Here is a 15780-nt window from a genome sequence, read left to right on the forward strand (position 1 = left end):
TCAACGAACGTCGGCTCTCAAGCGCCGAAGCGGACCAAGCTCTTTGGTCCGGGGAGTGCCAATTCCAGACCTTCCTGATTTACAGGTTTGTCGGGCAATGCCGCTATGGGATGGCGGATAAGGGTAGCTTTGCAATAGTCCATTTTGCGGAAATGCCCGCAGATTCCCACGCCTGCTGCGAGTTACTGTGACATCACCATCAGGTGAGAGGCTGGGCAGCTCTCGTATAGGTGGTAAGCCCGTCCACCAGTGCATCGAAGACGACGCGGCACCGGGGACTCGACCTAAGATCCTCGTGCATCACGACATAGGTGCTGAGATCAAGCTTGAACGCGTCTGCGAGCACCCGAACGAGTTCAGGGCTTCGAGCCGCCAGCGGAGCCTGGCACACACCAATGCCAAACCCGGCCCGAATGGCGGCAAACTGCGCAAGGTCGCTGTCAGCTCTTAATGCGAAGCGCGTGCGCTCGAAGCCGCTGACACCGTTGAGCACGCTTCTGGCTCTGCGGTCAAACCCAACTAGGTCGTGCCGGCTCAGATCCTTGAGCGTGGCGGGAACACCTCGTTGGTTCAGGTAGCGCTCATGAGCGTGAAGCCCCAGCGTGATCGATCCCACGTGCCGTGACACGAAAGCTTCAGGTGCGGGTTCAGCCATCCGGACAGCAACATCGGCTTCGCGCCGCCGAAGACCGTCAAGGCCGTTTGACAGCACCAGCTCGATGACGAGGTCTGGATACTGGGCCCGAAGAGCTGCCAGGATGGTGGGCAGAACTTCGACACCTACTACCTCGCTGGCACTGACCCGAACCCTTCCTTTAACACCGCTGCCATAACCCGACGCTGCCCGCAGTAGCGCCGCGGAGGTCGAGGCCAAGGCCTCCGCATAGGACCGCAGCTCAAGCGCAACCTCTGTCGGCTCCAACCCACGTTGTGAGCGTATGAAGAGGTCGCACCCGACGGCGTCCTCGAGCGATTTGATTTGACAGGCCACGGTCTGCCGCGTGAGGCCGAGCACCCTGGCCGCTCCGGCAAGCGAGTTCTCGGAGAGAACGGCAAGGAAGGTTTGGTAGAGATCCCAGGTGGGTTCGGCCTCCATCATACAATTCCGTACCGAGTCCTCCCGCATTACCCTGCCTTATGGGAACTTAGGAGGCGGAGGGAGGTCTAGACCGGGCAGACCGCCCGGGGCATTGGGATCGGCGCCAGGCATGATCAGGTTGTCCAGGGTCTTCTGGACCTCCTCCTGATTGATCTCTTGGTGACTTCCAAGCCAGTACGTCACCGACTCCGGCCACGCGATCACGACGGCCACCAGGATGATCTGCAAGACGATCCACGGGATCGAGCCCCAGTAGATGTCCGAGCTCTTCACTTCCTTCGGCGCGATGCCGCGCAGGTAGAACAGGGCGAAGCCGAAGGGCGGGTGCATGAACGAGGTCTGCATATTCACGCACAGCAGCACGCCCAGCCAGACCAGGTTGATGTCGAGCGTCTTCGCCACCGGAACCAGCATCGGGATCACGATGAAGGCGATCTCGAAGAAGTCGAGGAAGAAGGCCAGGAAAAACACGAATATGTTGACGAAGATCAGGAAGCCGATCTGGCCGCCCGGCAGGCCGGACAGGATATGCTCGATCCACTTGCCGCCGTTCACGCCCTGGAACACCAGGCTGAACACGGTGGCGCCGATGAGGATGAAGATCACCATGGCGGTGATGCGCATGGTCGAATCCATGCCGTGCCAGACCAGGGTCCAGGTCAGGCGCCGGTGCATGGCGGCGAGCACGATGGCGCCGACCGCGCCCATCGCGCCGGCTTCCGTCGGGGTGGCAAGGCCCATGAAGATCGTGCCGAGCACCAGGAAGATCAGCACGATGGAGGGCACCATGCCCCACAGCACCTTGCGGATCAGCGGCCAGCCCTTGAGGGTGCGGGCTTCCGGTGGCAGCGGCGGCACCTTGTGTGGCTGGAAGATCGACACCCCGGCAATGAAGAGCACGAAGAGCGCGACCTGAAGAAACGATGGACCGATGGCGCCGAGATACATATCGCCAACAGAGACGCCGAGCTGATCGGCCAGGACGACGAGAACCAGGGAGGGCGGGATGAGCTGAGTGATGGTGCCGGACGCGGCGATCACGCCCGTGGCAATGCGCATGTCGTAGTTATACTTCATCATCACCGGCAGCGAGATCATGCCCATGGCGATGACAGATGCGGCGACGGTACCGGTGATGGCACCGAGGATTGCGCCCACGAAGATGACAGCATAGGCCAGACCGCCGGGCACGGGCCCGAAGAGTTGACCGGTTCCGTCCAGCAGGTCCTCTGCCAAGCCCGATCGCTCAAGGATCACGCCCATGAAGGTGAAGAACGGGATCGCGAGGAGCAGCTCGTTCGACATGATGCCGAAGATCCGGTACGGCAGCGCCTGGAGGAACGGCAGTGTGAAGTAGCCGATCTCGATGGCGATCATGCCGAAGAACAGTCCGAGCGCAGCAAGCGAGAAGGCAACTGGGAAGCCCGCCAGCAAGAAGATGATGAGCCCGGCGAACATCAGGGGGGCGGTGAGGCCATATTCGAGCATTGTTGGTCTCTCGGGCAGGAGCGCCGAAACCCGGTCCCTGCGTCAGGTTGGTTCTCTGGTGTGCGCGGCCCGTTCTACGAGCCCCGAAACTACTGGAGGGGCTTTTCGTAAGCGACGACTTCGCTCGCAGGTGCCTCTCCCCGCAGAGCAGCGATCCGCTTGATCAGCTCGGAGATGCCCTGAAGCACTAGGAGCGCAAAGCCGAGGGGCAGCAGCATCTTTACAGGCCAGAGGATAAGCCCGCCTGCATTGGACGACACCTCTCCGGAGCGGAAGCTGGAGAGGAAGAAAGGCCAAGCCATGAAGAGGATGGTGAAGACTGCCGGGAAGTAGAAGAAGATCAAACCCAGCACGTCGGTCCAGAGCTTGCCCCGCTCCGACCGGGGGCCATAGAGCAGGTCGACGCGAACGTGCTCATTGAGCTTGAACACCCAGGCAGCCCCAAGCAGGAACGTACCGGCGAACAATTGCCACTGGATCTCGAGCCAGGCGTTCGAGGAGGCACTGAACAAGTATCGGGACACGGCATTGCCGGCGCTGATCATGCAGGCCAAGAACACGAACCAACTGGCGATGATCCCCGCGAACCAAGTGATCCGGTCAATAACATGACTGAGGGCCAATAACCTGGCCATGGGGAACTCCATCTGAATGTGGTCAGCTTATGCTGCGCGGCCTATACAGCAACTTTCAACCGGAGCAAGCGGCGAAGGCGAATTATATGACTAAAGGTGAAGTAAGTGGCTATTGAACAATTGCGTGATTGCCCCACAGGCCACTTCCTTGCCCATCAAGGCGAACTCATGAGATTTCCGCATCTTTTTACGTATATATAGGGCTATTTTCCTCGTAAACGTCGGGGCGCCGCATGGTTCTCCGCCAGAGGCTGGCGGATCTCAACTGACCGGGGTCATAGGACCTTGGGTTGCTAGGGAATGTCGCCTGAGGGTCCAGCCTGTGTGGAAACGCTTTGATCTGCTAAGCTGATCGTGGTCGGCGGAGGTCGCGATGAAGCGTTTCGTTGAAGGGCAAGACCGCTGGCAGGCCACCCTGCTTCCTGAGTGCCTGGACGACTATGTGGCGCCCGACAATCCCATGCGCATCATCGAAGCTTTTGTCGATGAACTGGGCCTGGCGGCCCTCGGCTTTGCCGGCGTGGTGCCGGAGGCAACAGGCCGCCCGTCGTACCACCCCGCTATCCTGCTCAAGATCTACATCTACGGCTATCTCAACCGCATTCAGTCGAGCCGGAGGCTGGAACGGGAGAGTCAGCGCAACCTCGAACTGATCTGGCTGACCGGCCGGCTGAGGCCCGACTTCAAGACCATTGCCGACTTCCGCCGCGACAACGGGCCAGCCATCCGTGCGGCCTGTGCCCAGTTCATCGTGCTGTGCCGCAAGCTCAACCTGTTTACCCGCGCGGTCGTTGCTCTCGACGGCTCCAAGTTCAAGGCCGTCAACAACCGCGACAAGAATTTCACCACCGCCAAGGTGGCCAAACGCATCGAGCAGGTCGAGGCCAGTATTGCCCGCTACCTGGCGGCGCTCGATCGAGCCGACCGGCAGGACAACGATGTGGCCGAGGCCCGCACAAGCCGGCTCAAGGAAAAGATCAAGGGCCTGCGCCGGCAGATGCAAGCCCTCAACGCTATGGGCCAGCAGGTCGAGGCCGCGCCCGACCAGCAGATCTCCCTCACCGATCCGGATGCGCGCTCGATGGCCACCAGCGGCAAGGGCACGGGCATCGTCGGCTACAATGTGCAGATGGCGGTGGAGGCCGAGCATCATCTCATCGTGGCGCACGAGGTGACCAATGTCGGCAACGACCGCACAACTGCTCGCGATGGGATGGCAAGCCCAGGACGTGATGGCGTGCGAGGAAATCACTGCGCTGGCGGATCGAGGCTACTATAACGGCGACGAGGTGCTGGCCTGCGAGGGCAGCGGTGTCCTGCCCTGTGTTCCCAAGACCCAGACCTCCGGCAACACCAACCGCGGTCTCTTCACCGGGCAGGACTTCGTCTATGACGCTGAGCATGACCACTACATCTGCCCGGCGGGCCAGCACCTGACCAAGGGCAAGATGCGCTCAGACCGGCGCGACACCATCGATCATATCGTAACCTGACGGCGTGCCCGGCCTGCGCGCTCAAACCTCGGTGCACGCCGGACAAGCACAAGCGGGCGAAGCGCTGGCAGCATGAGGATGTGCTCGACCGGACGCAGGCCCGGCTCGAGCGCATGCCCGAGGGTTCTGTTGCAGCTTTAAGGCTTCGCCCACTGCAGCTATGAAGTAGGGGTGTTAAGAGGGATCAGCAGTGAAGCAGAGTAGCAAGAACCCGTTCAAGGGTCGGCAATTCACGGCAGAGATCATCCAGTGGGCGGTCCGCTGGTATCTTCAGTTCCCAATCAGCTATCGCGATCTCGAGCGGATGCTCTCCGATCGTGGCATTCAGGTCGATCACACGACCCTGTTTCGGTGGATCCAGGTTTACGCTCCCGAACTGGACAAGCGCATTCGTCCGCACCTGCGGATGACCAATGGCTCTTGGAGGGTCGACGAAACATATATCCGAGTGAAGGGGAAGTGGGTGTACCTGTACCGTGCTGTTGATGCGACAGGACAGACAATCGACTTTCTGCTTTCGTCAAAGCGGGATGCGGCTGCCGCTCGGCGGTTCTTCCGCAAGGCCTTGAAGCAGTCACATACGGTCAATCCACGCACCATTACGGTCGACAAGAATGCGGCTTACCCCATCGCGGCGAAAGCCATGAAGCGGGATGGGGAACTCTGGCGTTTCGCCAAACTCCGGCAGGTGAAGGTCCTGAATAACATCGTCGAGCAGGATCACCGGCGCATCAAGCGGTTGGTTCGTCCTGGGCTGGGCTTCAAGAGCCTCACGTCTGCCTCGCAGACGATTGCCGGCTATGAGGCTATGGCGATGATCCGCAAGGGCCAAGTCGTCGGCGTACCAGCGAATGATATGAAAGCCCAGAGTGATTTCATTGCTGGTCTATTCAACGCTGCTGCCTAACCTGAGCTCCTGTCCGGTCTTCACTTGAGCGCCGTCAGAAATTGCAACAGAACCAGAAGATGAAGGGCCCGACCATCTGCCGCTGGGCAGAGGGAAGCGCCCTGCGCACCTCAAAGCTGCCGAGATCGCGGGCTCGGGGCACGACGACCGTCTCAATGGCATCACAGGCAAGCTTGTCGCCAGGCCTTGGATCTTCAGCGGGATTCCAACTCATCAGATCGTCTCCTTGCACGCTTGTGTTGGGTAGGTGAGGTGCGGGGTGGACCAGAGGGCCGGCCCATGCCTCTGGTCATGGGCGGCTCGTTCAATGACCTGCATACGCGCTTACAGGGTCTGCAGGCCAGCCTCGATCTGCTGGCGCTGCCCTTCTAGGAACGGCGGCAGGGACAGTGTCTCGCCGAGCGTATCCATCGGCTCGTCAGTGGCAAAGCCCGGCCCGTCGGTGGCGATCTCGAACAGGATTCCGTTCGGCTCGCGGAAGTACAGGCTGCGGAACCAGAAGCGGTCAACCGGACCGCTCGATGGCATGCGCACGTGGTTGAGCCGCTCGGCCCAGGCCTGATAGTCGGCGTCGGGGATGCGGAAGGCGACGTGGTGGACGCCCCCTGCCCCGGGCTGGGCGATCGCCAGGTTGGGCTCGACGGAGACATGCAGCTCGGCGGCCGCGCCGCCTGGACCCATCTGGTAGACATGAGTGCGGGTTTCCTCGTTGCCGGGCGTGGCGTAGTCCCGCACGCGGGTCATGCCCATGATCTTTGTGAGAACGAGGTCCGTATGATCCAGCACGGGCACGCTGATGGTGATCGGCCCGAGGCCTCGGATCTGGTGCTCGGCCGGTACGGGGCTGCGCTCCCACGAATGGGCCTCCTCGCCCTGCCCGCCGTCGTCGACCATGCTGAGGCGCTGGCCCTCGAAATCCTCGAAGTCGAGCGTGAGCCGGCCATCGCGTTCGACAACATCGGAGTGCGTGACGCCGAGATCCTGGAAGCGCTGCTTCCACCAGGCCAGCGTGTCAGTGCCAGAGACACGCATACCCGTGCGGGTGACGCTGTGGGTGCCACGCTGCTCGCGCTCCACGGGCCAGTCGAAGAAGGTGATGTCGGTACCGGGCGAGCCGCGCCCGTCGGCATAGAACAGGTGGTAGGCTGTCACGTCGTCCTGGTTGACGGTCTTCTTCACCAGCCGCAGGCCGAGCGTCTTGGTGTAGAAGGCGTGGCTGGCCGGGGCGTTGCCGGTGACGGCGGTGAGATGGTGGATGCCGGTGAGTTGCATGATCCGTGTCCTTGTCAGGCAAGGCGGGCTGATCGGCCCGCCTGCCGGGAATGTTTAGAGTTTGTCAATCCAGGCCTTGGCGAGGGCCACGTCGGTCTGGGACAGCCCATGGCCCGTGGGGAGCACCCGGTGCTCAACGGTGGCGCCAGAGCCCTTCAGCAGCGAGGCCAGCCGCTTGGCGTTATCCGCCGGCACGATGGGATCGGAGGCACCTGAAAGGATCAGCACCGGCTTACCAGTGAGGTCGGCTGCCGGCGGATCCTGCAACGGCACCATCGCCCGCAGCAGGGCAGCCCCAGCAAGAGCCTCGGGCCGGAGTTGCAACACGGCGGCGGCGATGTTGGCGCCATTCGAGAAACCGACGGCAATGGGTGCCGCCAGACCGTAGGCCTCCCGCGCCTCGGCGATGAAGTCGGCGAGCTCGCCGGCGCGACGGCGTACATCCTCCTCATCGAAGATGCCTTCGCGAAGACGGCGGAAGAAACGCGGCATGCCGCCCTCCAGCACCTTGCCGCGCGGAGAGAGAAGCGCAGAGCCCGGGGCAATCATGTCCCCAAGCGGCAGCAGATCGTCCTCATTGCCGCCGGTGCCGTGCAGCAGCAGGATCGGCGGCTTGCCGGGCTCAGAGGCCGGCTTGAAGCGATGGATGAACGAGAGTTCGGTCGTGGTGATCATGGCAACCTCGATCGGGACCTTGCTGGCCTGGCGATGCGGAACGGGAAAGTGTCCCTGCCGCCGGAACGGACCTAGCGGCAGGATGGGATGACGTCGGGTCAGGCGACCTTCGGCAGCACGGCCTCGATCTTCTCGCGCTTCGGCTCCAGGAAGCGGGGCAGCTTCAGGGCCTGACCGAGCGACTCGACCGGCTCGTCGACGGCGAAGCCCGGATCGTCGGTGGCGATCTCGAACAGGATCCCGTTCGGCTCGCGGAAGTAGACCGCCCGGAAGTAGTCGCGGTCCTTCTGTTCCGTGGCGCGGATGCCGTGGTTCGCGGCGAGCTTCTTGACCATCTCGGCCTGCACAGCGTCGCTGGCGGCGCGGAAGGCGATGTGGTGCACCGTTCCGGCACCAGAGCGGCCACGCGGGAAGTTCTCCGCCTCACGCAGGTCGATGATGCCGCCGAGTGCCGTGTCGCCCGCCTTGAAGCGGATCACCGAGCCTTCCCTTGCGACCTCGGTAAACCCGAAGATGTCGGTCAGGATCGCACCCGTGGGGGCGGCGTTCGCCACCAGCAGGCTGGCGCTGTGGAAGCCGCGGATCGCATGCTCGGCCGGGATCTCGCCGGTGGTCCACGCCGGCTCGTTCTCGATGTCGGGCACGGCGACAAGCGCCAAACGCATGCCATCCGGATCCTTGAACGCGATCACGGTCTCGCCGAAGCGCTTTTGGGGCGCCTCGTGCGTCACACCCTTCTCGACCAGGCGATGCGTCCAGTAGCCGATGGCGCCCTCGGGCACCCGGAAGACAGTCTCCTGTGTCTCACCGACGCCGAGCCGTCCCGGAGCGGCATGCTCCCATGGGAAGAAGGTCAGGATCGTCCCAGGCTGACCGGCCTCGTCGCCGTAGTAGAAGTGATAGGTGCCGGGATCGTCGAAGTTGACGGTCTTTTTAACCAGGCGCAGCCCAAGAACGCGGGTGTAGAAGTCGAGATTGCGCTGTGCGGGGCCAGCAATGGCGGTGATGTGGTGGATGCCGTTCTGGCGCATTGTCGTGTCCTTTCATCGGGCGATACCCGCCCTGGGATGCTTCAAGACATAAGCCGAACCCGGACGAGCGCCATGCAATTTCGATTGCATATATGCAAGATAAATGTTGCTTATCAGTCGATTGATTTGCATTTCCGAAAGGATCAGATTTGACGCCAGCGGACCACTTCCGGTCCTGGAGATAGACCCATGATCGACAATCGCTTCGCTCCCTATGGCGCCTTCGCCCTGCGTGGCCAGCCTCGGCATCATATTCATTGCCCACGCCTACCTGAAGCTCGCCGTGTTCACGGTACCGGGTTTCGCCGGCTTCCTTAGCCAGGTCGGCTTCCCCGGCTTCCTCGCCTGGCCGATTATACTGGCCGAACTGATCGGTGGTCTTGCCATCCTCGCCGGCTTCTATGCCCGCATCGTCTCGGTCGCCCTGCTGCCGGTCCTGCTTGGCGCCTTTCTCGTCCATGCGCCGAACGGCTGGGTGTTCAACGCCCCGAACGGCGGCTGGGAGTATCCGGCGTTCCTCGCCCTTGCGGCTGTAGTTCACGTCCTGATCGGCGACGGCGTCTTCGCCGTAAAGCCGGTTGCCTTCCAAGCGGCTCCGGCAGCCTCGCTCCGCCCGCGAATTGGCTGATCCAGCAACATCTGAATCCGGCGACCGGCGCCAACCCGCGCCGCCGCCCCAGCACATGAAGATCTAGGACGGTTGACCCGTTCAGGACCATTGCCTGGAGCGTTGGCGATGCAGAAATCTCTCGCGCTGACGGTCAGGGCGGGACCGTAGAGCATTACAGGCTCGCCCCAGGCACATGGGTTGACATCATGGGTAGAGTCTTGGAGGTCTGTGCCTGTTGATCTTGCGTCACATTCGGGCCGGTTACAGGGGGCTAGGAGATTTTGAATGCAGGAAGCCCTTGGGTCCGCCCATTACGGTTCTCGGTACAAGGACCACTGGAGGCCAAGGGAGGGCTCAATTGTGTCGCTCTCCCTACCCCAATCCAACGGGGTTACGATCGCCCGCGTCGCTGCCGGAGCGAAATACGGTTTTGTTTCACCTGTTCCGGCACAGGATGGCTACGCCATCTCATTTGAACTCATGAACTTCCAGAAAGGTGAGCTCTGGCTTGATGGGCGGAGCCACAAGCAGGAACAGCTCTGGGAGAATCATAGCGTGTTCTACGATCTGCGGCACGAGGTCGAGGCCTATCTGGAAGATCCCTTCGATTTCATTCAATTCCACATTCCCCAAAGCTTTCTCGACAAACTCGCGGCCGCTCACTCAATCCCGGCGATTAAGGATTTGACTGGACCAATCGGCGTCGGCGTTGATGACCCCGTCATCTCGGGCATTGGAAAGCTCCTTCTTCCCGCGCTCGACAGGCCCAATGAGGTGAGCCGATTGTTCGTGGATCACCTGTCGCTGGCCTTGTGTGCGCACGTGGCGCACAAGTACGGTGGAGGGTTCTCTCCGCCGGAAAAGGTGCGAGGGGGCTTGGCTTCCTGGCAGCTTCGTCGTGCACAGGAGCTTCTCGAAGCCAATCTCGACGGTGATATTTCCATCTCGGAGATCGCCCGTGAGTGCATGCTCTCACCAGGCCATTTCGCCCGACAATTCAAGCGCTCGACCGGTGTCAATCCCAAGCGCTGGCTGCTGATGCGGCGCGTCGACATCGCCAAGGACCTGTTGCGTGATCCGAGACTTGGGCTGGCACAGATCGCCCAGGCCTGTGGATTCGCCGATCAAAGTCATCTCACGCGCGTGTTCACCAGCATGACAGGTGTCACCCCGAGGGTTTGGCGTCATTCGGATCGCGGGTGATCGCCGAACACGTAACGCAGTGTTTTGCGACCTGAGAACCGCTCCGCCAACCGCGAAGGAAACGTTCAAAAATGCGCTGAAACGTACAATATTCCGAGGTCCAGTGGCGTCACTCTCCCCGACACGAAGCTTGTTGATGGCAACATGAAAATGGAAATCCTTCAGCAGAACACACGCCCCGGGCTATTTGGCCAGCGGCTTGGACGCCATCTCGATATGGTTAGCCAGAACATTCTACAGGTCTCGAAGGGGGATCGTCTTTCCCTCGCCGTGACCCGGCTGACCTGTATGCGCCAGGACCGGGAGCGCACGGTTCTGATCGAACCCGAGGCTGCCTTCAGCGCCTCTTACAAGTTGAAGGATGTCGAGGAGCATGAGTTCTGGCTCAATGGCCGCATGCGGTACGCCCGGGGCTTCGCGGCCGGAACCGTCAGCGCAGCCGACCTGTCGGAAGACCCCCGCAGTCGTATCCGGGGACCGTATGACGGCGTGCAGTTCTACATGCGCAAGGAGGCTCTGGACGATTTGGCCTATGAGCGTGGCGCCTCACCGGTTTCGGCCCTGCGCGCCTTGCCCGATACCCCTGACCCCATTCTCGGATCAATGTGTGCGTTCCTTCTGTCGGCACCGCCGGAGCTGGCCCAAACCAATCAGCTTTTCGTCGATCAGCTGGCCCTGAGCCTGTTGACCTATTTCGCCGAAGGCTATGGAGGCATGCACCTTCCCCCGGTTCCTGACACTGGCAAGCTTGCATCGTGGCAGGAGCGCCGTGCCAAGGAGATCATGCATTCCCGACTTGCTGCCCGTGTGACGATTGCCGACGTTGCACGCGAATGCCGGCTCACGCCGAGCTATTTCGCCAAGGCCTTCCGCCGAACGACAGGTATGAGCCCGCACCAGTATCTGACCCATATTCGTGTGCAGGAGGCGAAGAGCCTTCTTTCGTCCTCAACCCTGTCCCTGGCCGACATCGCTCTCATCTGTGGCTTCGGAGACCAAAGCTACTTCACGCGTGTGTTTACGCGTTGTGTTGGCTCAAGCCCCGGCGTCTGGCGCAGGTCGATGCTCCAGTGAAGCAGAGACGCCCCTCGTGGCGTCTCTGGGATTACGGCGATGAGGCGACTCCAAGCAAACTGTGCGTGCGGAGGGGGCACGCTGGGTTTGCGTGGCCACAGACCTCTGGCTATCAGGCATGGGCCCTTAGATGTCAGGGGTTGGAAGTGACGGCAAAAGCCGCTGAAGCTCGGCCCGACGCGCCTCAAGATTAGGCGGCAGCCTTAAGCTCCTGCCCAGAGTCTCAAAGCTTTCATCCACATCGAAGCCCGGCCCGTCCGTCGCGATCTCCAGGAGGATGCCGCAGGTCGAGCGAAAGTTGACGGATCGATAATAGACTCGATCCTTGGGCTCTGTTGCAGCGATCCCGTACCGGTCGTGGAGAGCCTGGACCAGAGCATCCTGATCGGCTGCGTTACAGGCGCGGAAAGCGGGATGGTGAATGCTTCCTGCTCCAAGCTGGCCGCGTGCGAGCGGTCCGGACCCGTCAAGCGTGATCGTGCCGCCAGGCTCATCATGCGCCCGAAGCCGGACGAGTCCACCGTGACGGCCAATCTCGGCAAAGCCTAGGATCTCCCGAAACAACTCGCTCAGCGGGTCAGCCTCGCGCACCTTCAAGACAAGATCGTGAAGTCCTTGGAGAGCATAGGACGCGGGGATTTCGGGATGGCGCCAAGCTGTTGGCTGCGCTGGCAGGCCCGCTTCCACAAGGGCGAGCAATGCGCCATCTGGGTCCTCGAAGGTCAGGCAATTCTCACCGAATACGGTCTGGCTGACCCGATGATGAACGTCCGCCATATTGAGGCGTCGCGTCCAATAATCCAGCGAGCCTGCTGGGATCCGGAACGATGTCTGCCATGCCTCGCAAGCCCCGCGTCTCCCACGCTGCACGCGCTGCCATGGAAACAGGGTGAACAGTGTGCCGGGCCGGCCGGTCTCGTCGCCAAGGCAGAGGTGGAACGTGCCGGGGTCCTGGTGGGACACCGTCCGCTTCACGAGCCTCATTCCGAGCAGGCGTGCGTAGAACCACCAACTCCGCTCGGCGTCGCTCGAGATCAGCGTGACGTGATGTAGGCCGCGGCCGGCCATGGGCTCCCTCCAGTGCATCCTTTCCTAGACCCTAATTGCACCGAGAAAGGTTTGTCTTGCACTCTTTGGCGATTTTCGGCTTTTCCCGTCACGAGACGACCAGATTGTCCAACCGAGTTTCAGGATGTCCAAGATTTCGAGGCTCGATGACGCAATTGTCCTGCGGCAGTTCGCACCACAAGAGGACAGACTATGGCGATCAAAGCGTCTCCCACTCCCGGCTCGAAGCTTATCACCCCCACCGATCACGCGCTGATCCTAATCGACTTCCAGTCGCAGATGTCGTTCGCGACCAAGTCCATCGACGCGGTGAACCTGCGCAACAACGCAGCCCTGATCTCCGAGGCCGCCGCCGGCTTCAAGGTGCCCACGATCCTGACCACGGTTGCGGAGAAGAGCTTCTCGGGCCCCATGTTCTCCGAGATCACCGACGCCTTCCCGGGCCAGAACCTCCTGGACCGCACCTCCATGAACACCTGGGAGGACGCCGCTGTCATCGACGAGGTGAACCTGATCGGCAAGAACCGCCTGGTCTTCGCCGGCCTCTGGACCTCCGTCTGCATCGTCGGCCCGACCCTCTCGGCCCTCGATCAGGGCTTCGAGGTCTACATCATCACCGATGCCTGTGGCGACGTCTCGACCGAAGCCCACGAGCGTGCCGTGGAACGCATGATCCAGGCTGGCGTTCGGCCGATGACCTCGCTGCAATACCTGCTCGAACTGCAGCGCGACTGGGCCCGCACCGAGACCTACGACATGACCACCGGCATCGCGAAAAAGTTCGGCGGTTCCTACGGCCTCGGCATCATCTACGCCAAGACCATGTTCGGCGCCAGCGAAGGCGCTCACGGCTCGTCGGCCGTCGCTGCCGAATAAGCTACTTGGTACAGGTGTCCCGTCCCTGCCGAAGGGGCGCCGTATCGGCATCGATGCGTCGCCCCTCCTTGTGCAATCCTCAGGGAGGCGTTGTTGAAAGTCTACCTTCTGTCACTTGGAGCCGGCCTGCTGGTCGGCATCATCTACAGCCTGATCAACGTGCGCTCGCCGGCGCCGCCGGTGGTCGCCCTGGTGGGTCTGCTCGGCATTCTGGTCGGCGAGCAGATCCCGCCTCTCGTCAAGAGCTTCTGGCAGAAGGAGTCACCGACGCGGTCCTGGTCGCATCAAGTGCGTCCGCATGTCTTCGGCCACCTGCCACAAGGGGCAAGCCCCTCCAACCAGACGGCTGATGCCCAGGATAAAGCCTCATGACCACACGTCGCACGTTTCTCGGTGCCGCCGCAGGCTTTGTCCTTCACGGGTCAACCGCGCCCGCCAATGCTTCAGACGCAACCCGATCCCCGATGGGAGACACGTCCATGCAAGCCGACCTCATCCTGTTCAACGGGAGGATCACGACCCTTGACCGCCAGCAGCCCGAAGCATCGGCGCTCCTCATCCGGGACGGGCGCTTCGCCGCGGTCGGCAACGAGCAGGAGGTGATGCCTCTCGCCGGACCGACCACGCAGCGGATCGACCTCAAGGGCCGGCGCGTCATCCCGGGTCTGATCGACAGCCACATGCACATCATCCGTGGCGGCCTCAACTACAACATGGAGCTGCGCTGGGACGGCGTCCGCTCTCTAGCCGACGCCATGCTGATGCTGAAAGAACAGGTCGACCGCACCCCAGCCCCGCAATGGGTGCGCGTCGTCGGCGGCTTCACCGAGCATCAGTTCGCTGAAAAGCGTCTGCCGACGCTCGATGAGATCAACGCCGTTTCTCCTGACACGCCGGTCTTCATCCTCCACCTATATGACCGTGCCCTGTTGAACGGCGCTGCCTTGCGGGCAGTAGGCTACACCAAAGACACCCCGAACCCGCCCGGCGGTGAGATCCAGCGGGATGCGAACGGCAATCCCACCGGCCTGCTGATCGCCAAGCCCAACGCCACGATCCTGTATGCAACCCTCGCCAAGGGTCCGAAGCTTCCGCCCGAGTACCAGAAGAACTCCTCGCGCCACTTCATGCGCGAGGTGAACCGGCTCGGAGTGACCGGCGTGATCGATGCCGGCGGCGGGTTCCAGAACTATCCGGACGATTACCAGATCATCGAGGAGCTGCACCGGGACGGCCAGCTCACGGTGCGCCTGGCCTATAATCTCTTCACCCAGAAGCCAAAGGAAGAGCTGAAGGACTTCGACACCTGGGCCAAGCAGGTCAAACCAGGTCAGGGTGACGATCTCTACCGCCACAACGGCGCCGGCGAGATGCTGGTGTACTCCGCCGCCGACTTCGAGGACTTCAAGGTCGAACGGCCCGAGATGCCGCCCAACATGGAGGGCGACCTGGAGCCCGTCGTTCGCCTGCTGGCCGAGAACCGCTGGCCGTGGCGCATGCACGCCACCTACAACGAGACCATCACGCGGGCGCTCGACGTGTTCGAGAAGGTGAACCGGGACATTCCCTTCGACGGCCTGCACTGGTTCTTCGATCATGCCGAGACCATCGATGACCGCAACATCGACCGCATCGCGGCCCTTGGCGGCGGCATCGCGGTCCAGCACCGCATGGCGTTCCAGGGCGAGGACTTCGTCGAGCGCTACGGTGCCAGGGCGGCCGAGCGCACACCGCCCATCAAGCGCATGCTGGAGGCTGGCGTGCCGGTGGGCGCCGGCACGGACGCCACACGTGTTGCTTCCTACAATCCGTGGGTGTCGCTGTCCTGGCTCGTGACCGGCAAGACGCTGGGTGGTCTGACGCTTTATCCAGCAGCCAATCGCCTCGATCGCGAAAGTGCCCTTCGGCTGTGGACCGAGGCCAACACCTGGTTCTCCAACGAGGAGACCAAAAAGGGTCGGATTGCCGAGGGCCAACTGGCCGATCTGGCGGTGCTGTCCGATGACTACTTCTCCGTTCCGGAGGACGCGATCCAGGACATCACCTCGGTTCTGACGTTGCTCGGTGGCAAGCCCGTGCATGGCGACGCCGACTTCAAAGATCTCGCGCCCTCCCTGCCTCCTCCCATGCCGGACTGGTCGCCCGTTGGCACCTTCGGCGGCTACCAGGAGCGGCGTGCCGGGCTCGATGCCGACCGCAAATACGCCTTCGCGGCAGCGGCCTGCGCCTGTGCCAATTCCTGTGGCGTGCATGGCCACAGCCATGCCAGCGCCTGGGCTGCCAACACACCTGCATCCGACGCCCGCTCGTTCTGGGGCGTGCTGGGCTGCTCGTGCTGGGCGTTTTGAC

15 protein-coding genes and 1 pseudogene are annotated in these 15780 nt (G+C 62.2%); 8 read left to right on the forward strand and 8 right to left on the reverse strand.

Features of this window, described 5'->3' with window-relative positions; translation table 11 throughout:
- Window positions 1-199: 199 nt before the first annotated feature.
- From JO965_RS36895 to JO965_RS36905, 3 genes are all read right to left on the reverse strand, one after another.
- Window positions 200-1099: a LysR family transcriptional regulator gene (locus tag JO965_RS36895; protein WP_203445783.1), complete on the reverse strand. Its 900-nt coding sequence runs from the start codon at window positions 1097-1099 to the stop codon at window positions 200-202.
- Window positions 1100-1135: 36 nt separating this feature from the next.
- On the reverse strand, window positions 1136-2587 hold the full coding sequence (locus JO965_RS36900; RefSeq protein ID WP_203445784.1) for a TRAP transporter large permease subunit: 1452 nt from the start codon (window positions 2585-2587) through the stop codon (window positions 1136-1138).
- A gap of 89 nt (window positions 2588-2676) precedes the next feature.
- Window positions 2677-3222 (reverse strand): TRAP transporter small permease subunit, encoded by a 546-nt coding sequence (locus JO965_RS36905; protein ID WP_203445785.1) that lies wholly within the window; start codon window positions 3220-3222, stop codon window positions 2677-2679.
- A 373-nt stretch (window positions 3223-3595) separates the two neighbouring features.
- On the opposite strand from JO965_RS36905, the pseudogene JO965_RS36910 reads away from it, so the two are divergent.
- Window positions 3596-4837 (forward strand): annotated as a pseudogene (locus tag JO965_RS36910) (IS1182 family transposase); the annotation flags it as partial.
- Window positions 4838-4905: 68 nt separating this feature from the next.
- The gene (locus JO965_RS36915) at window positions 4906-5622 is read left to right on the forward strand and encodes an IS6 family transposase (protein ID WP_203445786.1); all 717 of its coding nucleotides are present in this window, start codon (window positions 4906-4908) and stop codon (window positions 5620-5622) included.
- A 34-nt stretch (window positions 5623-5656) separates the two neighbouring features.
- On the opposite strand, the gene JO965_RS36920 is transcribed toward JO965_RS36915, so the two are convergent.
- The 4 genes from JO965_RS36920 to JO965_RS36935 form a co-directional block, all read right to left on the reverse strand.
- A complete protein-coding gene (locus tag JO965_RS36920) occupies window positions 5657-5836 on the reverse strand; it encodes a hypothetical protein (protein ID WP_203446764.1) in 180 nt (59 codons plus the stop codon).
- A 110-nt stretch (window positions 5837-5946) separates the two neighbouring features.
- Entirely contained in the window at window positions 5947-6894 is a 948-nt protein-coding gene (locus JO965_RS36925) for a ring-cleaving dioxygenase (RefSeq protein ID WP_203445787.1), read from the reverse strand.
- 54 nt (window positions 6895-6948) lie between these two features.
- A complete protein-coding gene (locus JO965_RS36930; RefSeq protein ID WP_203445788.1) occupies window positions 6949-7569 on the reverse strand; it encodes an alpha/beta hydrolase in 621 nt (206 codons plus the stop codon).
- A 98-nt stretch (window positions 7570-7667) separates the two neighbouring features.
- A complete protein-coding gene (locus JO965_RS36935) occupies window positions 7668-8600 on the reverse strand; it encodes a ring-cleaving dioxygenase (RefSeq protein ID WP_203445789.1) in 933 nt (310 codons plus the stop codon).
- Window positions 8601-8832: 232 nt separating this feature from the next.
- Between JO965_RS36935 and JO965_RS36940 the strand changes: the two genes are divergently transcribed.
- The 3 genes from JO965_RS36940 (at window position 8833) to JO965_RS36950 (ending at window position 11487) form a co-directional block, all read left to right on the forward strand.
- Window positions 8833-9228, forward strand: coding sequence for a DoxX family protein (locus JO965_RS36940; protein ID WP_371826971.1), 396 nt, complete (start codon window positions 8833-8835; stop codon window positions 9226-9228).
- A gap of 267 nt (window positions 9229-9495) precedes the next feature.
- On the forward strand, window positions 9496-10413 hold the full coding sequence (locus JO965_RS36945) for a helix-turn-helix domain-containing protein (RefSeq protein WP_203445790.1): 918 nt from the start codon (window positions 9496-9498) through the stop codon (window positions 10411-10413).
- Between the two features lie 144 nt (window positions 10414-10557).
- Window positions 10558-11487: a helix-turn-helix transcriptional regulator gene (locus JO965_RS36950; RefSeq protein WP_246777114.1), complete on the forward strand. Its 930-nt coding sequence runs from the start codon at window positions 10558-10560 to the stop codon at window positions 11485-11487.
- Window positions 11488-11613: 126 nt separating this feature from the next.
- Here the strand turns inward: JO965_RS36950 and JO965_RS36955 are convergent, their stop codons facing one another.
- Window positions 11614-12555 carry a VOC family protein gene (locus JO965_RS36955; RefSeq protein WP_203445791.1) on the reverse strand — a complete coding sequence of 314 codons (942 nt, stop codon included), beginning with the start codon at window positions 12553-12555 and terminating at the stop codon, window positions 11614-11616.
- 192 nt (window positions 12556-12747) lie between these two features.
- On the opposite strand from JO965_RS36955, the gene JO965_RS36960 reads away from it, so the two are divergent.
- From JO965_RS36960 to JO965_RS36970, 3 genes are all read left to right on the forward strand, one after another.
- Window positions 12748-13431 carry a hydrolase gene (locus JO965_RS36960; protein ID WP_203445792.1) on the forward strand — a complete coding sequence of 228 codons (684 nt, stop codon included), beginning with the start codon at window positions 12748-12750 and terminating at the stop codon, window positions 13429-13431.
- A 93-nt stretch (window positions 13432-13524) separates the two neighbouring features.
- Window positions 13525-13803 (forward strand): XapX domain-containing protein, encoded by a 279-nt coding sequence (locus JO965_RS36965; protein WP_203445793.1) that lies wholly within the window; start codon window positions 13525-13527, stop codon window positions 13801-13803.
- Between the two features lie 92 nt (window positions 13804-13895).
- Entirely contained in the window at window positions 13896-15779 is a 1884-nt protein-coding gene (locus JO965_RS36970) for an amidohydrolase (protein ID WP_246777202.1), read from the forward strand.
- The last annotated feature ends 1 nt before the right edge of the window (window position 15780 follow it).

The organism is Microvirga sp. VF16, assembly GCF_016864375.1.
Taxonomy (GTDB): domain Bacteria; phylum Pseudomonadota; class Alphaproteobacteria; order Rhizobiales; family Beijerinckiaceae; genus Microvirga.